The organism is Novosphingobium album (ex Liu et al. 2023), from assembly GCF_029076845.1.
GTDB lineage: Bacteria > Pseudomonadota > Alphaproteobacteria > Sphingomonadales > Sphingomonadaceae > Novosphingobium.
Genome location: NZ_JARESE010000001.1, coordinates 148042 through 169751, shown reverse-complemented (window position 1 = coordinate 169751; position 21710 = coordinate 148042). Strand labels below are relative to the sequence as shown.

Sequence of the window (21710 nt, the reverse complement as noted above, 5' to 3'; positions counted from 1 at the left end):
TATTGGGAAATGCGCGGAAGAGCGCATTTCTTGCGGCCCCAGCCCGCTCCTCCATCCGGCCTCCCATCGGAATGATACTCTGTGGGAGGCCGGATGGAGGAGCGGGCTGGGGCCGCCATGCGCCGGGAGGCGCATTTCCCGTCCAGCCTCTCAGGGCACCGGATGCATCAGTTCGCGCACGAAACCGATCAGCCCGGTCTGGCGCGCGCGGCGCATCCGCTCGGCGGCAAGGATCTGCGTCACCTTGGCGAAGCAGGTGTCGATATCGTCGTTCACCACGACATAATCATAGCCGTCCCAGTGGCTGATCTCCGCCTGTGCGCGGGCCATGCGGCCGGCGATCACTTCGGCGCTGTCGGTCCCGCGCGAGGTCAGCCGGCGGCGCAGCTCGCCGATGCTGGGAGGCAGCAGGAACACGCGCACCACGTCGGTCTCCAGCTTCTGGTAAAGCTGCTGCGTGCCTTGCCAGTCGATATCGAACAGAAAATCGTGCCCTTGCCGCAGGCCCGCCTTCACTTCGGCCTTGGGCGTGCCATAGCAATGCCCGAAAACGAAAGCCCATTCGAGGAAGGCGCCGTCTTCCACCATCCGGTCGAATTCGGCCTGGCCGACGAAGTAATAGTCCTTGCCATCCACTTCGCCGGGGCGGGGCGGGCGGGTCGTGACCGAAACCGACATGCGGATGTGGCCGTCATGTTCCAGCAACATGCGCGAAACCGTGGTCTTCCCCGCGCCGGAGGGCGAGGACATGATCAACATCAGCCCGCGCCGCTGGAGCGTGTCGGGCTTCTGGGAGAGTGTGCTGGCCATGCCCGCTGATGACGACGCGGCGCGGTCAAATCAAGGGGGCTGGGCGCTCAATCCTCAGCGTCGTTGTCGCTGCCGGGGGTGATCGCTTGCGCGGCGCCGCGCTCGGCCATGTCCTGCAGCGCCGCTTCGCCTTCCCGCTTCGCCTTGCGCGCCTTGCCGCGATCGTAGAGCGTCTTGGCCAGCAGACCGCCGCCCACCAGCAGCGCGCCGGGGATAGAACTGGTCGCCACTCTCGCCACCGCCGTGTGCAGCAGCGTTTCGGACATGGTGCGGCCCTTGAGAATCGCCTTGGCCTTGTTCGGCGCGTATTTCGTGCCCAGCAGCCCGCGCTCGATCGCCCGGCGGGCCAGCATCGTGCCGCCGCGCAAGGCGATGTCGGCGATCACCAGGTTGGTGTGCGGGTTGGGGCTGGGCCCGTGCAGGTCGCTGGCGCTGTCCTTGATCTTCGCGGCAGCGCTGGCCTTGCCCTTGGCGACAACCGCCTTTCCCTTCGCGGCGGCGGTCTTGCCCTTGGCGGCAATGTCCTTCGCCACCGCGACCGCGGCATCAGGTACCGCCGCGACCGCGGCATCGGGTTTCAGCTTGAGCCTTGCTTTCGCCATCGGTTCACCCGTTTCCGGGTCCACCGCCCGGTTACTTCTTCTTGCCGAAGTCGACCGAAACCACGTTCGATCCATCCTCGCTGGGGGAAATGCGCGAAACGACATCGCGTTCCGCGCCGTCGTTTTCCGCGGCGCTTTTCGCGCTGGCCGTCTCATCATCGACCATGGCCTGGAACTGCAGCCCGAAATCGACCGCCGGATCGACGAAAGCGGTGATCGCGGCGAACGGGACCACCAGCTTGGCCGGGATCTGGTTGAAGCTCAGCCCCACGGAAAAGCCGGTGTCGCTGACGTTGAGATCCCAGAACTTGTTCTGCAGGACGATCGTCATCTCGTCGGGAAAGCGCTCGCGCAGTTCCTTGGGCACCGAAACGCCGGGCGCGGCCGTCTTGAAGGTGATGTAGAAGTGGTGGCTGCCCGGCAGCGTGCCGCTCGACGCCTCGACCTGGCCCAGCACGCGCCCCACCACCGCGCGCAGGGCTTCCTGCACGATTTCATCGTAAGGGATCAGGCTGTCGGGCGTGGTGTCGGTCATCGGGCCCTAGGTGCGCATCGCATATGTTCCGGTCAAGCTGATTTGCCGTTCAATTTTGACGATTCCCTGCACTTTTCCATAGTCACGTTAACTTAACCGCCGGCCAGGGGGCAAAATTCGCCCGATCTCTCGCCAAGATTGATTCCGGCACGCGCCGCACTATAGGCCACCCCATGCGCACTGGCCGGATCAACCGCAAAACCCACGAAACCGACATCGCCGTCGAAGTGAACCTCGACGGGACCGGCGCCTTTTCGGTCTCCACCGGCATCGGCTTTCTCGATCATATGATCGAGCAGTTCTCGCGCCACTCGCTGGTCGACATCGCCTGCACGATCAAGGGCGATCTCCATGTCGACCAGCACCATACCACGGAAGACAGCGCCATCGCCATCGGCCAGGCGATCGACCAGGCCCTGGGCGACAAGGCCGGGATCGGCCGTTACGGCTCGGCCTATTCGCCGATGGACGAGACGCTGGCGCGCGTCGCGCTCGACATTTCGGGCCGGCCCTACCTCGTGTGGCACGCGAAGTTCACGCAGGAACGCCTTGGCGAGATGGATACCGAGCTGTTCGAGCACTGGTTCCACTCGATCGCGCACGCTGCCGGCATCACGCTGCATATCGAACTGCTCTATGGCCAGAACAACCACCACATCTGCGAGGCGATCTACAAGGGCTTTGCCCGCGCGATGCGCGCGGCGGTCACGCTCGATCCGCGCAAGGGCGGGGCGATCCCCTCGACCAAGGGCCAGCTCGGTGGCTGAGTCGCGCCGTGGCTGAGGTTCTCGCCCTGATCGATTACGGCGCGGGCAATCTGCATTCGGTGGCCAATGCGCTCAAGGCGGCGGGCGCGCCGCACGTCACCGTCACCGCCAATCCCGACGTGGTGCGCGCGGCCGACCGGATCGTGCTGCCCGGCGTCGGCTCGTTCAAGGCTTGCGCTGCCGGGCTCTGGGGCATTCCCCACATGGTCGAGGGGATGACCGAGCGCGTGCATGTCGGCGGGGCACCATTCCTGGGCATCTGCGTCGGGATGCAGCTTCTCGCCACGCGCGGGCTGGAGCACGGCGAGACCGAGGGGCTGGACTGGATCGCGGGCGAAGTGCGCCTGATCGAGCGGACCGATCCGGCGATCAAGGTGCCGCACATGGGCTGGAACGACGTTTCGCCCGGCCTGCACGATCCGGCAAGCGGGCTGGTGGAAGCGGGCGAGGCCTATTTCCTCCACTCCTACCACTTCGCCCCGGATGATGGCCGCACGGTCGCGGCGATGACCGATCATGGCGGCGGCCTTGTCGCGGCGGTGGCGCGCGACAATGTGGTGGGCGTGCAGTTTCACCCGGAAAAGAGCCAGGCCTATGGCCTCGCGCTGCTGTCCCGTTTCCTCGAATGGAAGCCGTGAGATGATCGTTTTTCCCGCCATCGACCTCAAGCAGGGCCAGGTCGTGCGGCTGGCCGAAGGCGATATGGCGCGCGCCACCGTCTATGGCGACAACCCGGCGGCGCAGGCCATGCTGTTCGCCGAGGCGGGATCGCAATACCTGCATGTCGTCGATCTGGACGGCGCTTTTGCCGGCGCGGCGCAGAACCGCGAGGCGGTCGAGGCGATCCTCGCGGTGTTTCCCGGCTATGTCCAGCTTGGCGGCGGCATCCGCACGCCCGAGGCGGTGGAAGGCTGGTTCAACCTCGGCGTCGCGCGCGTGGTGATCGGCACCGCCGCGCTGAAAGACCCGCAATTCGTGCGCGACATGGCGAAGGAATGGGAAAACGGCATCGTCGTCGCGGTCGACGCGCGCGACGGCATGGTCGCGACCGAGGGCTGGGCCGAAGTCTCCGATGTCTCGATCGTCGATATGGCGCGCCGGTTCGAGGATGCGGGCGTCGCCAGCCTGCTGTTCACCGATATCGGCCGCGACGGGCTGCTGAAGGGCTGCAACATCGACGCGACGGTGGAACTGGCGCGCCACACCGACTTGCCGGTGATCGCCTCGGGCGGGGTCAAGGGGCTTGACGATATCCGCCTGCTGGCGCTGCACGCCGGGGACGGGATCGAAGGCGTCATCACCGGCCGCGCGCTCTATGACGGGCGGCTGGACCTGGCGACCGCGATTCGCATGGCCGAAGCGGCGTAGCGCTGCTCTCTCCCCTGAAGGGGAGAGGGCTTGTATGGAGGCAACCTTTTCCCTGAAAGGGAGGGGGTGTTTGTGGAGATTGCATGACGGTCCGCATCCGCGTGATTCCCTGCCTCGATGTCGCCGACGGGCGCGTGGTCAAGGGTGTCAATTTCGTCGATCTCAAGGACGCGGGCGATCCGGTGGAGCAGGCGCGCGCCTATGACGCGGCCGGCGCGGACGAGCTGTGCTTCCTCGACATTTCCGCCAGTCATGAAGGGCGCGGCACGCTGCTCGACATCGTTCGGCGCTCGGCCGAGGTGTGCTTCATGCCGCTGACCGTGGGCGGCGGCGTGCGCACGGCGGAAGACGCGCGGGCGCTGCTGCTGGCGGGCGCCGACAAGGTCGCGGTCAATTCGGCCGCCGTCGCCCGGCCCGAAGTGGTGGGCGAGATCGCCGAGCGCTTCGGCAGCCAGTGCATCGTCGCCTCGGTCGATGCGCGCCGGCAGGGCGATCACTGGGAGATCTTCACCCACGGCGGACGGCGCCCTACCGGGATCGACGCGGTCGAGCACGCGATCAGGCTGGCGGCGCTCGGCGCGGGCGAACTGCTGGTCACGTCGATGGACGGCGATGGCACGCAAAGCGGCTATGACCTTGCGCTCACCCGAACGATCGCCGACGCGGTCCCGGTTCCGGTGATCGCCAGCGGCGGCGTCGGCACGCTTGACCATCTGGTCGCCGGGGTGACGCAGGGCCATGCCAGCGCGGTGCTGGCCGCCTCGATCTTCCATTTCGGCAAGCATTCGATCGCCGAGGCCCATGCCGCGCTGCGCGCCGCCGGACTGCCCGCGCGCGGCTGAGTGTCGGAATTTCTGACAAGGCGGCTGGCTCCGCCTTGCGCGTTAACTAACGCATCCGTGTTGCAGCGCGGCATTCGCCTATATGGCACGGGGTTTGCGTTAACCTTGATGGCATGATGGTCCGAACGTTCTCTTTTCCTCTGGTCCGCGGCGTGCCGGCGCTGCTGGTCGCGGCCCTGACGGCTTCGCCCGCTTATGCGGCCGGCGTCACGGCCTTGCCCGAACCCAATTCGATCGTGCTGCTGTCGCTGGGCATCACCGGGCTGGTGGTCGGCCGCCGCATCGCGAGCAAGCGCGACAAGGATTGAAGGGGCGGCGCTGCCAGGAAATGCGCTCTTCCGCGCATTTCGCGACCACCGCCCAACCCGGGCTTGACCGGCGCGCGCGGGCAACGCATGGCCGTGGGCGATGACGGCTCCCGATACTCTGGCCCGCCTCGAAGCGACCATTGCCGCGCGGCGCGGTGCCGATCCGCAATCGAGCTATGTCGCCCGGCTCCATGCCAAGGGGCTGGGCAAGATCGCGCAGAAGCTGGGCGAGGAAGCTACCGAGACAGTGATCGCCGCGCTGACCGAGAGCCGCGAATCGCTGGTCGGCGAAGCGGCGGACCTGCTGTTCCACCTCATGGTGCTGCTGGGCGCGAAGGACGTGGCGCTCGCCGATGTCATGGCCGAGCTGGAACGGCGCGAGGGCACCTCCGGCATCGCCGAAAAAGCCGCGCGAAACCCCTGACAGCAGAAAGGCCGACCATGCCGATCGACCCCCGCGAGCCTTATGACGCGAACAACATCTTCGCGAAGATCCTGCGCGGCGAGCTGCCGTGCAGCAAGGTCTACGAGGATGAGCACGCGCTCGCCTTCAACGATATCCGTCCGCAAGCGCCGATCCACGTGTTGGTCATCCCCAAGGGTGCCTACGTGAGCTGGGACGATTTCACCGCCAAGGCCTCCGATGCCGAAATCGCCGGCTTCATGCGCTCGGTCGGCGCGGTCACGCGCCAGCTCGAACTGGATGGGCCGGGCTATCGGCTGATGATCAACATGGGCGGGCATGGCCATCAGGAAGTGCCGCACCTGCATGTCCACATCTTCGGCGGGCGCCAGTTCTTCCAGATGATCGCGGATTGAACGGCCCGCCGCGGCGCGGCCGAGCCGTGGCGCAAACGCCGTGGACGGCGCACGCCGGCTAGGCAGGCCGGCGCGCGGTCGTTAAACACGGCCGTCCATGACGTCATTTCCCGAACCCCCGGCAGGTATCCTTGAAGGCCAGGTCCATCGCTATGCCCTCAGGGTGTTCTATGAAGACACCGATGCCGGCGGCGTGGTCTATCACGCCAACTACCTGCGCTGGTTCGAGCGGGCGCGGTCGGACATCCTCGAACTCCTGGGGATCGACCAGCGCGCCGCGCTCGACACGGGCGTGGGGGGCTATACGGTGAGCGAGGTGACGATCCGCTATCTCGCGCCGGCCCGGCTGGGCGATGCCGTCATGATCGAGACGCGGGCCGAGGCGATCGGCCGGGCCTCGTGCGTCATGCTGCAATCGGCCTGGCGCAAGGACACGCGGCTGTGCGAGGCGCGGCTGCGGCTTGGCTTCATCGGGCCGGACGGCCGGCCGCGCCGCCAGCCCGATGCCTGGCGGCAGGCTTTCGCCGCCCTTGTTCCGCCTTCGGGCGATGTTTCACCTTCGGGAAGATAATCCATGACTTTCGATCTGCTCATGGCCGCGATCGGCGCGGCCGGCGCGCCGGACCGGCTCAATCCGGTCAAGCTGTTCCTCGATGCCGATATCGTCGTGCAAGTGGTCATGGTCGGCCTGCTGCTGTCGAGCGTGTGGACCTGGATGATCATCATCTCCTTCTCGCTGCGGATGGGCGGCGTGCGCCGCCGGTCCGACGCCTATGAGGAGGATTTCTGGGACGCGCCCAATTTCGAGGCGTTCCAGAAGGAGCGCGGGCGCGCCAACGTGCCGCTGGGCAAGGTCGCCGGCGAAGGGCTGGCCGAATGGCGGCGCAACGCCGGCATGAAATCGGTCGATCCCGAAGGCGCGCGCCAGCGCATCGGCATGGCGATGAACTCCACGGTGGCCGAAGAGGCCGACAAGCTGGCCGATCGGCTCAACTTCCTGGCCACGGTGGGCTCTGTGGCGCCGTTCGTCGGCCTGTTCGGCACGGTCTGGGGCATCATGAACAGCTTCTTCCAGATCGGCCAGCAGCAGAACTCGTCGCTGGCGGTGGTGGCGCCGGGCATTTCCGAAGCGCTGTTCGCCACGGCCATCGGCCTGTTCGCGGCCATTCCGGCGGTGATCGCCTATAACCGCTTCTCGCACCGGGTGAACGCGTTCGAGGCGCGGATGCAGCGCTTTGCCGATCGCTTCCTGTCGGCGCTGACGCGCCAGCTGGAGCAGGGCTGATGGCGATGGGCTTCACCGGCGGCCGTGGCGGCCGGCGCCGCGCGCGCGGCGGCCGCGCGCCGATGGCGGAAATCAACGTGACGCCGCTGGTGGACGTCATGCTGGTGCTGCTGATCATCTTCATGGTGACGGCGCCGCTGCTGAAGGCGGCGGTGCCGATCGAGCTGCCCGAAAGCCGGGCCAAGGCCATGGCCGAGGAAGCGCGCCAGATCACCATCACGCTACGCCGCGACGGGGCGATCTTCGTCGATACCGCGCAGCTTGCGCCCGGCGAGCTGGCCGACCGGCTGGCCAACGTACCGCCCGGCCCGGACGGCAAGCCGCCGCTGGTCACGCTGCGGGCCGACAAGGCGCTGGATTATGGCACGGTCATGGGCGTGATGGGGGAACTGAACCGTGCCGGCTTCACCTCGATCTCGCTGGTGACCGATGTCAGCGGCGGTTCAGGCGGCCAGCGCTAGCCCGGCAAGGATGGCAGTGCTCGCGCTTCGCAGAGAGGAAAGCCTGGGTCTGGGCATCGCGCTTCTGGCGCACGGCGCGCTTGTGGCCGTTCTCCTGCTGCGTCCCCAAGGCGCGCTGGTGGTGCCCCCGCCCGAGCGCATCGAAGTGACCATCAGCGACGATGCGGGCCTGACTTCCACGTCGCCCAATCCGTTAGCGCAGGCCGCGCCCGATGTCGCGCCCGAGATCGGCGAGGCGGCGCCCGCGCCCGAAGCGGCCGAACCCGCGCCGGCCGAGCCCAAGCCCGAGCCGCCGGCGCCCCGCGCGGTCGAGCGGCCGGAACCGCGCCCCGAACCCCGCCCCGAACCCAGGCCGCAGCCCCGGCCGGTGGTGAAGCCCGTGGCCAAGCCCGTCCCCCGGCCAACCGCGCGCCCCGCGCCGCCCAGGCCGGTCGCCAAGCCCGCGCCCAGGCCGGTGGCCAAGCCGGCGGCGAAGCCCGCTGCGGCGCCTGCGGCCAAGCCGGCCCAGAAGCCCGTGGCCAAGCCGGCCACGCGGCCCGGCGCGAACACCGCGACCAGGCCCGTGGCCAGGCCGGGCGGCAGCCGCATTGGCAACGATTTCCTGGAAGGCGTGCCGGGCGCCCAGTCCGCCACGCGTTCGAACAGCACGCCGGCCGCCGCGATCGGCCCGGCGGTGCGATCTTCGCTGGCGGGTGCCATCTCGCGCCAGCTCAAGCCGCACTGGCAAGCGCCGCAAGGGCCGGAGGCGGAGGAACTGGTGACGATCCTGGCCTTCACGCTCAACAAGGATGGCACGCTGGCCGGAACGCCGCGCGTCGTGCGCCAGCTTGGCATCAACGAGGTCAATCGCGCGCAGGCGCAGCGCCATGCCGAACAGGCGGTGCGCGCCGTCCAGCTTGCCGCTCCTTTCAATCTCCCGGCCGAATACTACGATGCGTGGAAGCGCGTATCGGAATTCCGCTTCGACAAAAGGCTTTCGCAATGACCGCCCGAACTCTTTCGCTCGTCCTCCTGCTGGCGCTTGCCGGGGCGGTGCCGGCCACGGCGCAGGATGCGCCCGCCGCCGCCACCTCGCCGGCCGCGACGGCAAGCCCGGATGCCGGCCCCGACACCGGCGTCGCCGTGGCCGAGGACGGCGGGTTGACCGGATCGGTCTCGGACGAGAGCGAGTGGCAGGATCTGGGCATCGCCATCACCACGTTCGCCACCGACGCGGACGTGCCCACGCGCACCAATGCCGGCACCACCGCCGATCTGGGCCGCGCGCTTTCGCAGATCATCGCGGCGAACCTGAAGAACAACGGGCTGTTCAAACCTTCCGGGCCGCAGGGCCTGCCGCAGCCGGCCTATGCGCAAGTGCAGGCGCCCGACTATCCGGTGTGGTCCATGCGCAGCGCCGACATGCTGGTGCAGGGCTATGTCCGCGCCAATGCCGACGGGCAGATCACGGTGGGCTGCTATCTCTATGACGTCGCGCTGAAGCAGCCGCTGGCCAAGGGCGGCTGGGTGGTCGCGCCGGCGGACTGGCGGCGCGCGGCGCACAAGTGCTCCGACCTTGTCTATTCGCGCCTCTCGGGCGAGAGCCCGTTCTTCGACAGCCGCATCGCCTATATCGCCGAAACCGGGCCCAAGGGGCATCGGATGAAGCGGCTGGCGGTGATGGATTCGGACGGGGCCAATCACCGCTATCTCACCAGCGGGCAGGCCACCGCGCTGACGCCGCGCTATTCGCCCGATTATCGCAAGATCCTCTACCTGTCGTACCTCAACGGCCAGCCGAGCATCTATGTCTATGACCTGGCGAGCGATACGCAGCAGCTCATCACCCGCAACACCAATCCCACGTTCGCCCCGCGCTGGTCGCCCGATGGCAAGTGGATCCTCTATTCGATGGCCACCAGCGGCAATACCGACATCTATCGCATCTCGTCCGCCGGCGGCGGCGCGGCCCAGCGGCTGACCGATACGCCCGGCATCGACATCGGCGGCAGCTATTCGCCCGATGGCGGCCAGATCGTGTTCGAAAGCGATCGTTCGGGCAGCCAGCAGGTCTATGTGATGAACGCGGATGGATCGAACCAGCGCCGCATCAGCTTCTTCGGCGGCCGTTCGGCCACGCCCGAATGGAGCCCCCGCGGCGATCAGATCGCCTTCACCCACATCGCCGGCAACTTGCGCGTGGCGGTGATGCGGCCCGATGGCGGCGGAATGCGCTATCTGACCGATAGCTGGCAGGACGAGGCACCGACCTGGTCGCCCAACGGGCGCATCATCCAGTTCTTCCGCACCACGCGCGATTCCGGCCTGACCTCGATCTGGCAAGTCGATCTCACCGGCCGCAACGAACGCAAGCTGCCCACGCCGGTCGGCGCATCCGACCCGGCATGGGGGCCGATCCGGCCCTGAGCCGCCACCAGGCTTGACCCTGGGGACGTTTGCCCGGAACCTGGCGGCGCCCCGTTGATTTCACGTTTCGCTAGCCGAGGAGATTGCCATGCATACCCCCCTGAAGACTGGACCGTCTCTTGCGATTCTCGCGGGCGCGCTCGCGCTGTCCGCCTGTGCCAGCAAGGCCCCCAAGGAACTGCCGCCCGAGCCCGGCCCGGCGACCAGCACCGATGCGGGCACCGGCACGCTGGGGCCCGTGCCCGGCAGCCAGGCCGATTTCGTGCAAGTGATGATGGGCGCCGATACGATCTATTTCGATACCGATCGCTATGACGTCGATTCGGCCGATCAGGTGGCCCTGGCCAAGCAGGCGCAGTGGCTGGCCCGCTATCCGGCCAAGCGCGCGACGATCGAGGGGCATTGCGACGAGCGCGGCACCCGCGATTACAACCTGGCGCTGGGTGAGCGGCGCGCCAACGCGGCGAAGAACTATCTGGTCAGCCTGGGCATCGACGCGGGCCGGCTTTCGACCGTCAGCTATGGCAAGGAACGCCCGATCGCGCTGGGGTCCAACGAGCAGGCCTGGGCGCAGAACCGCCGCGCCGTGACTGTCACCATCGATTGATCGCGGCGCCTGAGCGGGTTGCCTGTTCGGGTTGGGCGCTGGCCGGCCGCGTGCCGGTCAGCGCCAGCTTGCCAGGACCCGCCCCGCATCGCCGGGCCATGCCGGCGCGCTGGGTGAGGGGCCATGGCTGGTGGGGCTCAGCGGCACGCGCTGCGCCTCGGCGCCGAACAGCACGTAGATCGCCATCATCAGCACCGAAAAGGTGGCCGAAATCGCCAGGCGGTCACTCATCGCGGATCCTCAAAAAGCTAAGTCAGGTTACTATAAGTATGGCTGGTAGATATTGCAACGCAGCAATATGGCGATCGCAGTTAATCCGTCGTGAACGATTTGCAAGGGTTGCATCGCCTTCGAGTCGCGGACTATCGCAGAAAGGATGACCCGCGTTCGCCGATCCAATGACTGGGGTTTTCCACGCTGGCGCGGCTACGAAGGCGCGCGCGAGGCGGCGCAAGTGCGCCTGTGCGATCGGCACGGCTGCACCGAACCGGGTTCGTGCCCCGCACCCAAATCGCCCAACAGCCCGGAACGGTGGTATTTCTGCCAGAAACATGCCGCCGAATACAATGCCGGCTGGGACTATTTCGCCGGCCTTTCGGCCGAGGAAGCGGCCGAGCGCGAGACGACCGAGCGGGCCGAGGCGGGCGGCTACAAGGAATCGGCGCATTACGGCTGGGCCGGTTCCGGCGACGGTTCGCGCAGCCGTGACGAGATGCGCGCGCTCGAAGTGCTGGGGCTCGATCCCGATGCCGATTTCGAGACGGTGAAGAAGGCCTGGCGCAACAAGGCCAAGGAAGTCCACCCCGATGTCCGCCCCGGCGATGCCGATGCGGCCAAGGCGTTCCAGACCTTCCAGGTTGCCTACGAAGTCCTGCGCGCGGCCGAGGAACGCCGCGAGTGGCGCGGCTGAGCCATATCGTTCTGATCCTCCCCCGGCAGGAGGAGGATCTTGCGATGACAAAGTCGCATCTCGTTACGAACTTCCGCCCGACAGCATCGCCACGGCCCAGACCACGCCCACCAGCAAGGGCACACCGGCCAGATCGAGCAGGAAGCCGGCGCGCAGCATCCGGGGCAGGGAAATGCGCTCGGTCGCCCAGGCGATCGCGTTGGGGCCAGTGCCCGCCGGCAGCATGAAGCCCCAGCTTGCGGCCAGCGCGGCCGGCATGGCCAGCAGCAGCGGATCGGCGCCCAGGGCCACGCTGAGGCTGGCGACGACCGGCATGATGCCGCTGGCGGTGGCGACATTGCTGGCGAATTCGGTGATCAGGATCACCATGGCGACGATCGCCAGCGCGACCACCGGCAGGGGCACCGCGGAAAGCGGCAGCAGCGCCTGGCCCAGCCAGTCGGCGAGGCCCGATTCGCCCATGCCCTCGGCCAGCGCCAGCCCGCCGCCGAACATCATGATCACGTCCCATGGCGCGCGATTGGCTTCCTGCCAGGTCAGCAACATGCGCCCGGTGCCGTCGGGCACGATGAACAGCAGCAGGCCCACCGCCACCGCGATCGTGCCGTCGGTCAACGATCCCTTGGGCAGTTCCGGCGCGAGCAGCGGCGTGAAGATCCACAGCAGGAAGGCCAGCGTGACCAGCGGGATCAGCCGGCGTTCGGGCCGGGTCCATTCCTCGGCGACATGGATCGCCCGTCGGGCCGCCGCCACATCGAAGCGATGGCGCGAAACCTGCTGGGTGCGCGCGATGATCCAGGCGGCTAGCGGGATGCCCAGCAATACCACCGGCACGCCGATCGCGCTCCATTGCGCGAAGCTGATGTGCAGGCCGATCATCGTGTCGAGCAGGGCCACGGCAATCGCGTTGGTCGGCGAGCCGACGATCGTGCCGAGCCCGCCGATCGAGGCGGCAAAGGCGATGCCCATCGGCAAGGCGCCGGACAGGCCGCCATGCTCTTCCTCATGGATGCCGCCGGCTTCCAGCACGGCGATCGCCATCGGCATCATGATGAGCGCGGTGGACGTATTGGAAATCGCCATCGACAGAATGCCGGAGGCCAGCATGAAGGCGAACAGCAGCCGGCCCGATCCGCCGGCCGATCCGATCCGGTCCAGCAGCGCCAGCGCAAGCCGGCGGTGCAGGCCGGTGCGTTCGATGGCCAGCGCGATGAACGCGCCGCCCAGGATCAGGAACAGCGTGGGCGAGTAATAGCTCGACGCGGTCTCGTTCGCGGTCATCACCCCGGCGAAAGGCAGGACGACGAAAGGCAGCAGCGCGGTCGCGGTCAGCGGGATCGCCTCGGTCATCCACCAGGCCGCCATCCACACGACCAGCCCGGCAACGATCCAGGCCGGTTCGGGCATCCCCGTCGGCGCGGGCAGGGCCAGAGTCACGGCAAAGCCCGCCAGTCCGGCGAAAAGCCCGATCCATCTTGCCGTCATGCGCGCCCCTCTTGTGTCACCCGCGCGAGAACCTAGTCTGCGGGCAGGCAAGGGCAAGCACGGAGTGGCGGCGATGGGCGATGGAGCGCAAGGGCGCGTGCTCGGCATTGGGGGCGTATTCGTGCGCGCGCGCGATCCGGCCGCGCTGGCGGCGTGGTATCGCGATCATCTGGGTATTGCCGCGACCTGCTCTGGCGAGCCCGGCCCCGACGGGAGCTGGAGCTGGCGCCAGGATGCGGGCGAAACCGTGTTCGCCATGTTCGCCGCCGGCAGCGACTATTTCGCCGCCGACCGGCAAGTGATGCTCAATTTCCGCGTCACCGGGCTGGATGACCTCGCCGCGCGTCTGGAAGCGGCCGGAATCGCGGTGGAGCGGCGCGCGGAGTGGGATCACCCGGATGTCGGACGCTTTGCCCGGATCGGCGATCCCGAAGGCAATCCGATCGAATTGTGGGAACCGCCCGCCGCCGCATGAGGGCCTGAGGACGGGCGGGAGGGCAGGGCAGGCGCGGCGCGATTGCCCCGCGCCGCCGCCATTGCCTGATTTGCCTGGCCCCTTTGCGCCTTACTTGGGCGCCAGCACCATCAGCATCTGGCGGCCTTCCATGCGCGGATAGGCCTCCACCTTGGCGATTTCCTCGACATCGACCTGGACGCGCTTGAGCAGGTCCATGCCGAGCTGCTGGTGCGAAAGCTCGCGGCCACGAAAGCGCAGCGTGACTTTCACCTTGTCGCCATCGATGATGAAGCGGTGGATGTTGCGCATCTTCACATCGTAATCGTGATCGTCGATGTTCGGACGCATCTTGATTTCCTTGATGTCCTGCGTCTTCTGCGTCTTGCGCGCGGCGTTGGCCTTCTTCTGCGCTTCGTAGCGGTACTTGCCGACATCAAGGAACTTGCAGACCGGCGGGTCCGCGCTGGGCGAGACTTCGACGAGATCGAGGCCGACTTCGGCTGCCTGTTCGATCGCCTCCCGGGTGTACATGACGCCGAGGTTTTCGCCGTTCTCGTCGATCACGCGAACTTTATCGACCTGGATGAGACCGTTGTAGCGCGGTCCGCTCTTGGTAGGCGGCGCCATCATGCGCCGGGGTGGGGGTGCTATATGCGTTCTCCTGTATCGTTTCTGTTACGGTGCGATTGCGCGGGTCAATAGTGCGAATCAAGGGCACAAGCAAAGCGCGAATTGATGTTCGCCGGCTTGACGCGCGGTGAGCCTGCAAAGGCTTGCGGCCAATGTAGGGCTTCAGGCCGCCGCGCGCCAGAGCGGATAGCGGATCAGCCGGCCCGTGGCGGGCACGATCGCATCGATCGCGGCGGCCGGCTGCATCGCCGCCAGGATCGCCGGATCGGCCGCGTTCAGCCCGCCGGTCAACGCGCCGAACGCGGGCAGGATCATCCGCCGCTCGCTGCCCACCGCGCAAGGCCGGGCGATCCGCCGGCCGCGCGCGCTGATCGTCAGGCGCGGGTGGAAATGGCCGGAAATCTCCGGCTCGCACGCGCCGGGGCGGGCGATGTGGCGCAGTGCCACGCCCGCCACCACGATCTCCCCGATCACTTCGCCGCCGATGCCGCCGGCCAGGTCCGCATCGTGGTTGCCGGTGATCCAGACCCAGTCGACCGCGCGGGTGAGCGCGGCCAGCATCCCGGCCGCGTGCGGCTCGATCCGGTCCGTGCCGTGGCTGTCATGGAAATTGTCGCCCAGCGCGAAGACGCGCCGCGCGCCGGTCTGCCGGATCGCCAGCGCCAGCCGTTCCAGCGTTTCGCGGCTGTCATAGGGCGGCAGCATCTGGCCGGCGCGCGCGAAGAAGCTGGCCTTTTCCAGATGCATGTCGGCCACCAGCAGTGCCTGCTCGCGCGGCCAGTAAAGCGCGCGGCCGCCAACGAGGTGCATTTCCTGACTCGAGAACGAAAAGGGAACCATGGCTTCCCCTTGCCGCAGGCCGCCCGATTTGGCAAGCGGCCAGGCCATGACTGACTGGACTTCCCACACCGCCCGCGCGCGCGACTGGTTCGAACACTTGCGTGATGCGATCTGCGCCGAATTCGAAAGCATCGAGCGCGAGGCGGGGAGCGACGCCGCCTTCGCCTATACCCCGTGGAAGCGGCAGGCGGTGGATGGCGAGGCGGGCGAGACCGGCGGCGGCACGCGCGGGCTGATGAAAGGCGCGGTGTTCGAGAAAGTGGGCGTCAATGTCTCGACCGTGGCGGGCGGGCTGGCGAAGGACTTCGCCGCCTCGGTCAATGGCGCCAGTGCCGAGCGCAACGGCTTTTCCGCCACGGGCATCAGCCTGGTGGCGCACATGGCCAATCCGCACGTGCCCGCCGTGCACATGAACACGCGCTTCCTCACCACGACCAGGGCCTGGTTCGGCGGCGGCGCCGATCTCAACCCGCCGCTGCCTTATGACGAGGATACCGCCGAGTTCCACGCCGCGCTGCGGGCCGCCTGCGATGCCCATGGCGCGGATTACTACGATCGCTTCAAGGCCTGGGCGGACGAGTATTTCTATATCCCCCACCGCAAGGTGCATCGCGGCGTCGGCGGGATCTTCTACGATCACCTCGAATGCGCCGATGAAGCGGCGTGGGAAGCGCACTTCGCTTTCACCCGCGCAGTGGGCGAGGCGTTCCTGGCCGTCTTCCCGCGCCTCGTGCGGCGGCGCATGGGGCTGGCCTTCACGCCGCGGGACAGGGCCAGCCAGCTCGAATGGCGCGGGCGCTATGCCGAATTCAACCTGGTCTATGACCGGGGCACCGCCTTCGGCCTCAAGACCGGCGGCAATATCGACGCGATCCTGATGAGCCTGCCGCCCGAAGCCACCTGGAGCTGAAAGGTTGTCGGGAAATGCGCGGAAGAGCGCGTTTCGTTGCGGCACCGGCCCACGCCCCACCCGGCCTCCCATCAAGTATACTTCCGTGGGAGGCCGGGTGGGGGCGTGGGCCGGTGCCGCAAGGCGCCGAAAGGCGTATTTACCCACGTACGCGGCCGGGCCCGCGCCCGGCCGGTCCGCCAAGTCGCGATCAGCCGAAGTGGCTGGTCGAACTGAGCAGCGCCGCGGAATCTGGGGCGACGATGTGGATTTCCAGCGCGTTCGTCCCGGTCGTGGTGTTGCCGGCCAGGTCGGTCACTTTCGCGGTGATCGCGTGATCGCCGATGGCAAGATTGATGTCCTTGGCGAAGGAGCCGTCGGCCCCGGCGAAGAACGTGCCAACACTGGTCGACCCGTCGAACAGCTCGACTCGCGCGCCGGCCTCGGTCGTGCCCGAAATCGTCAGGTTGGTCGTCTTGGACGTGATGTTGTCGCTGTTCGAAGCGCCGTTGTCGTCATCGGCCGCGAGATCGAGGAGCGAGGGGGGCAGCGGCGCGGTGTTGTCAACATTGATGGTGATCGCGCCCGAGGCATCGCTCAGGTTGCCGGCGGCATCGGTGGTCTTGGCGGTCACGGTGTGGACGCCTTCGTCCAGCGCGATGTCGATGCTGAACTTGCCGTCGGTGCCGGCGGTGATCTTGCCCAGGCTGGTGGCGCCGTCGAACAGTTCGACCACGCCATTGGCCGAGGCGGTTCCGGTTACCGTCAGCCCCTCGCCCTTGGTGGTGATGCCGTCGGTCGAAGAGCTGCCGGTGTCATCGGCGGCGGCCAGCGCCAGCGCGGTCGGCGCGGCGGGCGGGGTGGTGTCGACCACCAGCGTGAACGTGCCGGAAAGCTTGCCGATATTGCCCGCCTGATCCTGCGCGATGGCGGTGATGGCGTGCGATCCCTCGGCCAGATCGGCATCGAGCGAGAACGTGCCGGTGGCGCTGGCGGTGGCGAAGCCCAGGCTCTTCACCCCGTCGAACACTTCCACCTTCGATCCCGATTCCGCGTTGCCGGTGATGGTCAGCCCGGTGGTGTTCTTGGTGATGCCGTCGGTGGTGGAGGTGCCGGTATCGTCCGCCGCCGCCAGGGCCAGGCCGGTGGGCGCGGCCGGGCCGATCGTGTCCTTGGTGCCGCCACCGCCGCCGCTCGACAGCGCGAAGGCGCCCACGGCCAGGCCGCCGCCGACAAGGCCGCCGATGATCAGCGTGTCCTTGCTGTAGCCCATGATCTGCCCTTCATGCTTGTTCGCATCGGTGGCATACCACTGGTCGGTCGCCGGCGCGGCGCTCGCGGTCGAGGCATCGGCGGCGTATTCGGTGGTCGGCTGCTGGGCCATGGTGTTGAGCCAGTCCTCGGCCACCGACCATTCCTGCACGGTTTCCACCGTGACCTGATCGTGGCCCGGCTGGCCATCCTTCGCGCCGCGATCGTCGCCCGAATGGGCGTTGATATACTGGCCGAGCGACATGCGCTGGCCGCTGTCCTTGTCGATGACATCGACATGCGCGCCGGCGGGAACCTTGATATGCGCAGGTAGCGCGGGAAGCACCTTGGCGATGACCTTCTTGCCGTCTGCCGAAGTGATGCGAACGATGATTGCCACTATACGATCCTTGTGATTTGGGCCTTAGTGATTCGGCTCAGGATGGCTGGCCCGTGACGGTTCCCGCCCGTGGACCGCCCCGGCCCCTCGGATCAGGCTTGATTCGCCAACGCGGTTTTGCGCCTCCCGGTCCATGCTCCGCAGTCCCACTCGGCGTGTGCAGCACTTTAATCACCCGAAGACAAGGCTCCGCCCCGATTTACCGTGGAAGGAGCCGGATGGATGCGCTCCTGTTGGCGCGAAAGCCTGTCTGCAAGCTTAACGGGCGGGCCGGCGCGGGCCGCGCGGCCGGGCGGGTTTTGCCGAACGCTTCACGCGCGGGGCTGTGTGAAGCGCCAAACCCATCGAATATCGGGCAAATCCGCCGATGGCCGCGCGCATAGACCTTGAACTTGGCGATGGAACAAGGCCATCTAGGCAGCGATGCTCCGCCAGTACGAACTCGTCGAACGCGTCAAGGCGTACAATCCCGACGCGGATGAGGCGATCCTCAACCGCGCCTATGTCTATACCGTGCAGAAGCACGGCTCGCAGAAGCGCGCCTCGGGCGATCCCTATTTCAGCCACCCGATCGAGGTGGCCGGCCTGATGACCGAGCTGAAGCTGGATCAGGAAACCATCGTCACCGCGTTGCTGCACGACACGGTCGAGGATACGCTGGCGACGATCGCCGAGGTGGAGGAATTCTTCGGGCCGGAAATCGCCCGGCTGGTCGACGGCGTGACCAAGCTTTCCAAGATCGAGACGCTGACCGAGAACGAGCGCGCGGCCGAGAACCTGCGCAAGTTCTTCCTGGCGATGAGCGAGGACTTGCGCGTCCTGCTGGTCAAGCTGGCCGACCGGCTGCACAACATGCGCACGCTCCACTTCATCAAGAGCGAGGAAAAGCGCCGCCGCATCGCGCGCGAGACCATGGATATCTATGCCCCGCTGGCCGAGCGCGTGGGCATGTACGAATACATGCGCGAGATGCAGCTGCTCGCCTTCGAGCAGCTTGAGCCCGAGGCCTATGCCACGATCACCGGCCGGCTCGCCCAGATCCGCAACGAGGGCGGCGGGCAAGTGGATGCCATCGCCTTCGACATCAAGCAGGCGCTGGCCGAGGCGGGGCTGCAAGTCGAAGTGGTGGGGCGCGAGAAGCACCCCTATTCGATCTGGCGCAAGATGTCGGAACGGCACGTCACGTTCGAGCAGATCACCGATATCATGGCGTTCCGCGTCATCACCGAAACGGTCGACGATTGCTACAAGGCGCTGGGCGTGCTGCACCAGACCTGGCAGATGATCCCCGGCCGGTTCAAGGACTATATCTCCACGCCCAAGACCAACGGCTATCGCAGCCTGCACACCGCGCTGATCTATGCCAATTCGATGCGCATGGAAGTGCAGATCCGCACGCACGACATGCACCGCACCAACGGCTTCGGCCTGGCTGCCCACTGGGCCTACAAGCAGGGCGGGGTGAAGCCCGACGGGCAAGTGGCCTGGCTGCGCGACCTGATCGAGATCGTCGATGCCAGCCACGATGCGGACGAACTGCTCGAACACACCAAGCTGGCGATCTATCAGGACCGGATCTTTGCCTTCACGCCCAAAGGCGCGCTGCACCAGTTGCCCAAGGGGGCGACGGCGGTCGATTTCGCCTATGCCGTGCACACCGATCTGGGCAATGCGGCGGTCGGCGCCAAGATCAACGGCCGGCACGTGCCGCTGCGCACCCAGCTTGCCAATGGCGATGTGGTGGAGATCATCAAGAGCAAGCGTTCCGGGCCGCAACTGCCCTGGCTGGGCTTCGTCGTCACCGGCAAGGCGCGGGCGGCGATCCGGCGCGGCGTGCGCGCCAAGGAACGCCAGGAAGTCGCCACGATCGGTTCCAAGCTGTTCGACGAGATCGCCGGCCGCATCCCCGGCCGGATCGGCCGCAAGGCGATCGGCGCGGCGGTGCGCCGGCTGAACCTGAAGGACGAGGAGGATCTGATGTTCGCCATCGGCTCCGCCCGCCTGACCGACCGGCAAGTGATGGAAGCGCTGGTGCCCGGCAGCACCGATGAACTGCCCGACGATCAGGACTGGCCGCGCCAGGAACAGGCGATCTCGATCCGGGGGCTGACGCCGGGCGTGGGCTTCGAACTGGCCGAATGCTGCCATCCCGTGCCCGGAGACCGCATCGTCGGCCTGCGCCGGCCCGACCAGAAAGTGGAAGTACACACCATCGATTGCATGAGCCTGGCCAATGGCGTGGACGCGGACTGGCTCGACCTGTCCTGGGGAGAGCGCACCACCGGCGCGATCGGCCGGCTGCGGCTGGTGCTCTACAACCGCCCCGGCACGCTGGCCGAAGTGACCCAGATCTTCGCGCGCAACCGCGCCAATGTGGCCAACCTGCAGATGATCCAGCGCGACGAGCCTTTCGGCACTTACGAGGTCGATCTGGAAGTCAGCGACCTGGCTCACCTCACCCGCATCGCCGGCTCGCTGCGCGCCAGCGAAGCCGTGGCCGACGCCGAGCGCATCTGAGGCACAACGCTTTCCCGCCGTATTCGCGGTTGGGCGGGGGAGCGGGCTGGTGCCGCCATGCGTCCATGGGCCCATTCCCGGACGCGCTCTCAAACTTCCAGCACGATCTCCACCGTGTCGCCCTCGGCGATGCCTTCCGCCTTGCGCACCGCGGCCTTGACCGGCAGCATCCAGCCTTCAGGATTGGACGGGAACACCGATGTGGCAAACCGGCTCCCGCCGATCGTGGCGACAACCCTGAGCGAGCCGAAACCGCGCGCCGTCCCTTCCAGCCGGCGCATCAGCGCCGTGGTGGAAAGCGCCTCGCCCGCCGCGCCGTCGATCGTCACGAAATGCCACGAGGCCGCGCCTGTCGCCCGGGTCCAGCGCCAGAGCGCGCCCCGGTGCGCGATGTGCTCGCTCACCGCGCGCGGCGCACCGGCACCGGCACGTTGCACACGTCAACGCCGCCCGCCGGCCGGATGAAGAAGTCATCCTTGCGGTTGGCGCGGGCGCGCGCATAGCGGGCGAAGCTCTCGCTGTCGGTGGCCAGGTATTCGTAGGCGGGCAGGCCCGGCACCTCGCTGCCCAGCCGCATCGCGACGATCGGCACGCGCTCCGCAGCCGTTTCGTAGAACCCCAGTTCCCCGGTGCCGCGCGGCAGCGAGGACAAGTGCTCGATCCCCTCGATCACCCGGCCCACCACCGCGATGTTGCGATCGAGCTGGCGCGGCGCATGGCCGATCACCGTGTAAAGCTCCGCCCCCGTTCCGGTATCGGGCGAAACGCTGCGGCCTACACCCACCGAGCCATAGCAATGCACCGGCCATGCCTCTCCCACCATGCGTCCGGTCGCGCCGCCCGCGCCGTCCTCATGCGGGCCGCGGGGCAGGTAGGCGATCGGCCAGCCCCCGGAAAACCCCGTCAGCCCCGCCGGCGAGGCGGGGGCGGCACCTTGCACGTAGGGATCGCTGGCCCAGCTGCCGCCGTCCGGGATGGCAAGCGCCGGATCGGTCTTGCCCGCGCCGGCGGAGCGCACCGGCACGACATAGTCGCGCTCCGCCATCGCCCGCAGCCCCGCCGGCAAGGGCCTGGCCTTGCGCGGATCGTCGCCATCGGGATCACCCCACTGGACGACATAGTTATCCTGCACGCGCACGATCGCCAGCCCATCCCACCAGTGCGCCGCAGCCAGCTTGCGGATATTCTCCACCCAGCCTTGCGAGAACGGCGGCGCGATCAGCTGGATCACCACCCGCCGGGGCGCCGATGCCCCCGCCGGACCCGCCGCCAGCGGCGCAAGGTCCATCACCACCAGATCGCCCGGCGCGATCCGCCGCCACTCCCCGGCCGCCGCCGCCGCGACCACGGCGCCGGGCGTCACCCCCGCCTCGGGCACGGCCGGCGGTGCCGCCAGGGCGGGCAGGGGAGCAAGGACAAGGGCGATGCCGGAAAGGAGTCGTTTCATCTTACCACCCTGCCATCCCGCCACGCCTTGCGAAAGCGCCCGCGTACCGCTAGGGGGCTTGCCTTGCCCGGCGG

At 67.7% G+C, this 21710-nt stretch carries 27 protein-coding genes; 17 read left to right on the top strand and 10 right to left on the bottom strand.

Going from position 1 to position 21710, the window contains the following annotated elements; translation table 11 throughout:
- Window positions 1-150: 150 nt before the first annotated feature.
- From gmk to PYV00_RS00725, 3 genes are read right to left on the bottom strand one after another with little or no spacing between them, the layout of a single operon-like run.
- Window positions 151-810, bottom strand: a complete 660-nt coding sequence (gene gmk, locus PYV00_RS00735) for a guanylate kinase (protein ID WP_275226320.1) — start codon at window positions 808-810, stop codon at window positions 151-153.
- A 47-nt stretch (window positions 811-857) separates the two neighbouring features.
- Window positions 858-1412 carry a hypothetical protein gene (locus tag PYV00_RS00730; protein ID WP_275226319.1) on the bottom strand — a complete coding sequence of 185 codons (555 nt, stop codon included), beginning with the start codon at window positions 1410-1412 and terminating at the stop codon, window positions 858-860.
- 31 nt (window positions 1413-1443) lie between these two features.
- Window positions 1444-1947 (bottom strand): SspB family protein, encoded by a 504-nt coding sequence (locus PYV00_RS00725; RefSeq protein ID WP_275226318.1) that lies wholly within the window; start codon window positions 1945-1947, stop codon window positions 1444-1446.
- Window positions 1948-2120: 173 nt separating this feature from the next.
- Between PYV00_RS00725 and hisB the strand changes: the two genes are divergently transcribed.
- The 13 genes from hisB to pal all read left to right on the top strand — a co-directional run bounded on the left by hisB (window position 2121) and on the right by pal (window position 10810).
- On the top strand, window positions 2121-2714 hold the full coding sequence (gene hisB, locus PYV00_RS00720; RefSeq protein WP_275226317.1) for an imidazoleglycerol-phosphate dehydratase HisB: 594 nt from the start codon (window positions 2121-2123) through the stop codon (window positions 2712-2714).
- An 8-nt stretch (window positions 2715-2722) separates the two neighbouring features.
- Entirely contained in the window at window positions 2723-3352 is a 630-nt protein-coding gene (gene hisH, locus PYV00_RS00715) for an imidazole glycerol phosphate synthase subunit HisH (protein ID WP_275226316.1), read from the top strand.
- A gap of 1 nt (window position 3353) precedes the next feature.
- Window positions 3354-4082, top strand: coding sequence for a 1-(5-phosphoribosyl)-5-[(5-phosphoribosylamino)methylideneamino]imidazole-4-carboxamide isomerase (gene hisA / locus PYV00_RS00710; protein WP_275226315.1), 729 nt, complete (start codon window positions 3354-3356; stop codon window positions 4080-4082).
- Window positions 4083-4165: 83 nt separating this feature from the next.
- Entirely contained in the window at window positions 4166-4924 is a 759-nt protein-coding gene (gene hisF / locus PYV00_RS00705) for an imidazole glycerol phosphate synthase subunit HisF (protein ID WP_275226314.1), read from the top strand.
- 116 nt (window positions 4925-5040) lie between these two features.
- Entirely contained in the window at window positions 5041-5232 is a 192-nt protein-coding gene (locus PYV00_RS00700; protein ID WP_275226313.1) for a PEP-CTERM sorting domain-containing protein, read from the top strand.
- Between the two features lie 100 nt (window positions 5233-5332).
- A complete protein-coding gene (locus tag PYV00_RS00695; protein WP_275226312.1) occupies window positions 5333-5656 on the top strand; it encodes a phosphoribosyl-ATP diphosphatase in 324 nt (107 codons plus the stop codon).
- 17 nt (window positions 5657-5673) lie between these two features.
- A complete protein-coding gene (locus tag PYV00_RS00690; protein ID WP_275226311.1) occupies window positions 5674-6051 on the top strand; it encodes a histidine triad nucleotide-binding protein in 378 nt (125 codons plus the stop codon).
- 97 nt (window positions 6052-6148) lie between these two features.
- Complete coding sequence (locus tag PYV00_RS00685) at window positions 6149-6622, top strand: YbgC/FadM family acyl-CoA thioesterase (protein ID WP_275226310.1); 474 nt, start codon at window positions 6149-6151, stop codon at window positions 6620-6622.
- A 3-nt stretch (window positions 6623-6625) separates the two neighbouring features.
- The gene (gene tolQ / locus PYV00_RS00680) at window positions 6626-7336 is read left to right on the top strand and encodes a protein TolQ (protein ID WP_275226309.1); all 711 of its coding nucleotides are present in this window, start codon (window positions 6626-6628) and stop codon (window positions 7334-7336) included.
- Complete coding sequence (locus tag PYV00_RS00675) at window positions 7336-7797, top strand: ExbD/TolR family protein (protein WP_275226308.1); 462 nt, start codon at window positions 7336-7338, stop codon at window positions 7795-7797. The genes tolQ and PYV00_RS00675 overlap by 1 nt, the downstream gene beginning before the upstream one ends.
- A gap of 10 nt (window positions 7798-7807) precedes the next feature.
- Entirely contained in the window at window positions 7808-8782 is a 975-nt protein-coding gene (locus PYV00_RS00670; RefSeq protein WP_275226307.1) for a hypothetical protein, read from the top strand.
- Window positions 8779-10203 carry a Tol-Pal system beta propeller repeat protein TolB gene (tolB, locus tag PYV00_RS00665; protein ID WP_275226306.1) on the top strand — a complete coding sequence of 475 codons (1425 nt, stop codon included), beginning with the start codon at window positions 8779-8781 and terminating at the stop codon, window positions 10201-10203. Before PYV00_RS00670 ends, tolB begins: the two co-directional genes overlap by 4 nt.
- A gap of 88 nt (window positions 10204-10291) precedes the next feature.
- On the top strand, window positions 10292-10810 hold the full coding sequence (gene pal / locus PYV00_RS00660; RefSeq protein WP_275226305.1) for a peptidoglycan-associated lipoprotein Pal: 519 nt from the start codon (window positions 10292-10294) through the stop codon (window positions 10808-10810).
- A gap of 57 nt (window positions 10811-10867) precedes the next feature.
- Here the strand turns inward: pal and PYV00_RS00655 are convergent, their stop codons facing one another.
- Window positions 10868-11041, bottom strand: coding sequence for a hypothetical protein (locus tag PYV00_RS00655; RefSeq protein WP_275226304.1), 174 nt, complete (start codon window positions 11039-11041; stop codon window positions 10868-10870).
- Between the two features lie 145 nt (window positions 11042-11186).
- Here PYV00_RS00655 and PYV00_RS00650 point away from each other — a divergent pair, with 145 nt between their 5' ends.
- Window positions 11187-11720: a J domain-containing protein gene (locus PYV00_RS00650; RefSeq protein ID WP_275226303.1), complete on the top strand. Its 534-nt coding sequence runs from the start codon at window positions 11187-11189 to the stop codon at window positions 11718-11720.
- A gap of 63 nt (window positions 11721-11783) precedes the next feature.
- Here the strand turns inward: PYV00_RS00650 and PYV00_RS00645 are convergent, their stop codons facing one another.
- Entirely contained in the window at window positions 11784-13205 is a 1422-nt protein-coding gene (locus tag PYV00_RS00645) for an SLC13 family permease (protein ID WP_275226302.1), read from the bottom strand.
- A gap of 73 nt (window positions 13206-13278) precedes the next feature.
- On the opposite strand from PYV00_RS00645, the gene PYV00_RS00640 reads away from it, so the two are divergent.
- Window positions 13279-13680 (top strand): VOC family protein, encoded by a 402-nt coding sequence (locus PYV00_RS00640; RefSeq protein WP_275226574.1) that lies wholly within the window; start codon window positions 13279-13281, stop codon window positions 13678-13680.
- A gap of 90 nt (window positions 13681-13770) precedes the next feature.
- On the opposite strand, the gene infC is transcribed toward PYV00_RS00640, so the two are convergent.
- Window positions 13771-14292: a translation initiation factor IF-3 gene (gene infC / locus PYV00_RS00635; RefSeq protein WP_275226301.1), complete on the bottom strand. Its 522-nt coding sequence runs from the start codon at window positions 14290-14292 to the stop codon at window positions 13771-13773.
- Between the two features lie 162 nt (window positions 14293-14454).
- The gene (gene pdeM, locus PYV00_RS00630; RefSeq protein ID WP_275226300.1) at window positions 14455-15132 is read right to left on the bottom strand and encodes a ligase-associated DNA damage response endonuclease PdeM; all 678 of its coding nucleotides are present in this window, start codon (window positions 15130-15132) and stop codon (window positions 14455-14457) included.
- 46 nt (window positions 15133-15178) lie between these two features.
- Here pdeM and hemF point away from each other — a divergent pair, with 46 nt between their 5' ends.
- Window positions 15179-16042 (top strand): oxygen-dependent coproporphyrinogen oxidase, encoded by an 864-nt coding sequence (gene hemF, locus PYV00_RS00625; RefSeq protein ID WP_275226299.1) that lies wholly within the window; start codon window positions 15179-15181, stop codon window positions 16040-16042.
- A 190-nt stretch (window positions 16043-16232) separates the two neighbouring features.
- Here hemF and PYV00_RS00620 read toward each other — a convergent pair whose 3' ends face one another.
- Window positions 16233-17672 (bottom strand): Ig-like domain-containing protein, encoded by a 1440-nt coding sequence (locus PYV00_RS00620; protein ID WP_275226298.1) that lies wholly within the window; start codon window positions 17670-17672, stop codon window positions 16233-16235.
- A gap of 423 nt (window positions 17673-18095) precedes the next feature.
- Between PYV00_RS00620 and PYV00_RS00615 the strand changes: the two genes are divergently transcribed.
- Complete coding sequence (locus tag PYV00_RS00615; RefSeq protein ID WP_275226297.1) at window positions 18096-20189, top strand: RelA/SpoT family protein; 2094 nt, start codon at window positions 18096-18098, stop codon at window positions 20187-20189.
- An 89-nt stretch (window positions 20190-20278) separates the two neighbouring features.
- Here the strand turns inward: PYV00_RS00615 and PYV00_RS00610 are convergent, their stop codons facing one another.
- Together PYV00_RS00610 and PYV00_RS00605 are read right to left on the bottom strand one after the other, a co-directional pair.
- Entirely contained in the window at window positions 20279-20593 is a 315-nt protein-coding gene (locus PYV00_RS00610) for a DUF1905 domain-containing protein (RefSeq protein ID WP_275226296.1), read from the bottom strand.
- On the bottom strand, window positions 20590-21636 hold the full coding sequence (locus PYV00_RS00605) for a peptidylprolyl isomerase (RefSeq protein ID WP_275226295.1): 1047 nt from the start codon (window positions 21634-21636) through the stop codon (window positions 20590-20592). Before PYV00_RS00605 ends, PYV00_RS00610 begins: the two co-directional genes overlap by 4 nt.
- Window positions 21637-21710 lie beyond the last annotated feature (74 nt).

Coding starts and splice junctions, on each gene's coding strand:
- PYV00_RS00615 (WP_275226297.1), top strand. CDS start 18,096: ATGCTCCGCCAGTACGAACTCGTCGAACGCGTCAAGGCGTACAATCCC.
- gmk (WP_275226320.1), bottom strand. CDS start 810: ATGGCCAGCACACTCTCCCAGAAGCCCGACACGCTCCAGCGGCGCGGG.
- PYV00_RS00670 (WP_275226307.1), top strand. CDS start 7,808: ATGGCAGTGCTCGCGCTTCGCAGAGAGGAAAGCCTGGGTCTGGGCATC.
- PYV00_RS00700 (WP_275226313.1), top strand. CDS start 5,041: ATGGTCCGAACGTTCTCTTTTCCTCTGGTCCGCGGCGTGCCGGCGCTG.
- PYV00_RS00605 (WP_275226295.1), bottom strand. CDS start 21,636: ATGAAACGACTCCTTTCCGGCATCGCCCTTGTCCTTGCTCCCCTGCCC.
- PYV00_RS00645 (WP_275226302.1), bottom strand. CDS start 13,205: ATGACGGCAAGATGGATCGGGCTTTTCGCCGGACTGGCGGGCTTTGCC.
- hisA (WP_275226315.1), top strand. CDS start 3,354: ATGATCGTTTTTCCCGCCATCGACCTCAAGCAGGGCCAGGTCGTGCGG.
- hisF (WP_275226314.1), top strand. CDS start 4,166: ATGACGGTCCGCATCCGCGTGATTCCCTGCCTCGATGTCGCCGACGGG.
- PYV00_RS00690 (WP_275226311.1), top strand. CDS start 5,674: ATGCCGATCGACCCCCGCGAGCCTTATGACGCGAACAACATCTTCGCG.
- hemF (WP_275226299.1), top strand. CDS start 15,179: ATGACTGACTGGACTTCCCACACCGCCCGCGCGCGCGACTGGTTCGAA.
- PYV00_RS00655 (WP_275226304.1), bottom strand. CDS start 11,041: ATGAGTGACCGCCTGGCGATTTCGGCCACCTTTTCGGTGCTGATGATG.
- PYV00_RS00730 (WP_275226319.1), bottom strand. CDS start 1,412: ATGGCGAAAGCAAGGCTCAAGCTGAAACCCGATGCCGCGGTCGCGGCG.
- pal (WP_275226305.1), top strand. CDS start 10,292: ATGCATACCCCCCTGAAGACTGGACCGTCTCTTGCGATTCTCGCGGGC.
- PYV00_RS00675 (WP_275226308.1), top strand. CDS start 7,336: ATGGCGATGGGCTTCACCGGCGGCCGTGGCGGCCGGCGCCGCGCGCGC.
- PYV00_RS00685 (WP_275226310.1), top strand. CDS start 6,149: ATGACGTCATTTCCCGAACCCCCGGCAGGTATCCTTGAAGGCCAGGTC.
- PYV00_RS00640 (WP_275226574.1), top strand. CDS start 13,279: ATGGGCGATGGAGCGCAAGGGCGCGTGCTCGGCATTGGGGGCGTATTC.
- tolB (WP_275226306.1), top strand. CDS start 8,779: ATGACCGCCCGAACTCTTTCGCTCGTCCTCCTGCTGGCGCTTGCCGGG.
- PYV00_RS00725 (WP_275226318.1), bottom strand. CDS start 1,947: ATGACCGACACCACGCCCGACAGCCTGATCCCTTACGATGAAATCGTG.
- tolQ (WP_275226309.1), top strand. CDS start 6,626: ATGACTTTCGATCTGCTCATGGCCGCGATCGGCGCGGCCGGCGCGCCG.
- PYV00_RS00695 (WP_275226312.1), top strand. CDS start 5,333: ATGACGGCTCCCGATACTCTGGCCCGCCTCGAAGCGACCATTGCCGCG.
- hisB (WP_275226317.1), top strand. CDS start 2,121: ATGCGCACTGGCCGGATCAACCGCAAAACCCACGAAACCGACATCGCC.
- pdeM (WP_275226300.1), bottom strand. CDS start 15,132: ATGGTTCCCTTTTCGTTCTCGAGTCAGGAAATGCACCTCGTTGGCGGC.
- PYV00_RS00650 (WP_275226303.1), top strand. CDS start 11,187: ATGACCCGCGTTCGCCGATCCAATGACTGGGGTTTTCCACGCTGGCGC.
- infC (WP_275226301.1), bottom strand. CDS start 14,292: ATGATGGCGCCGCCTACCAAGAGCGGACCGCGCTACAACGGTCTCATC.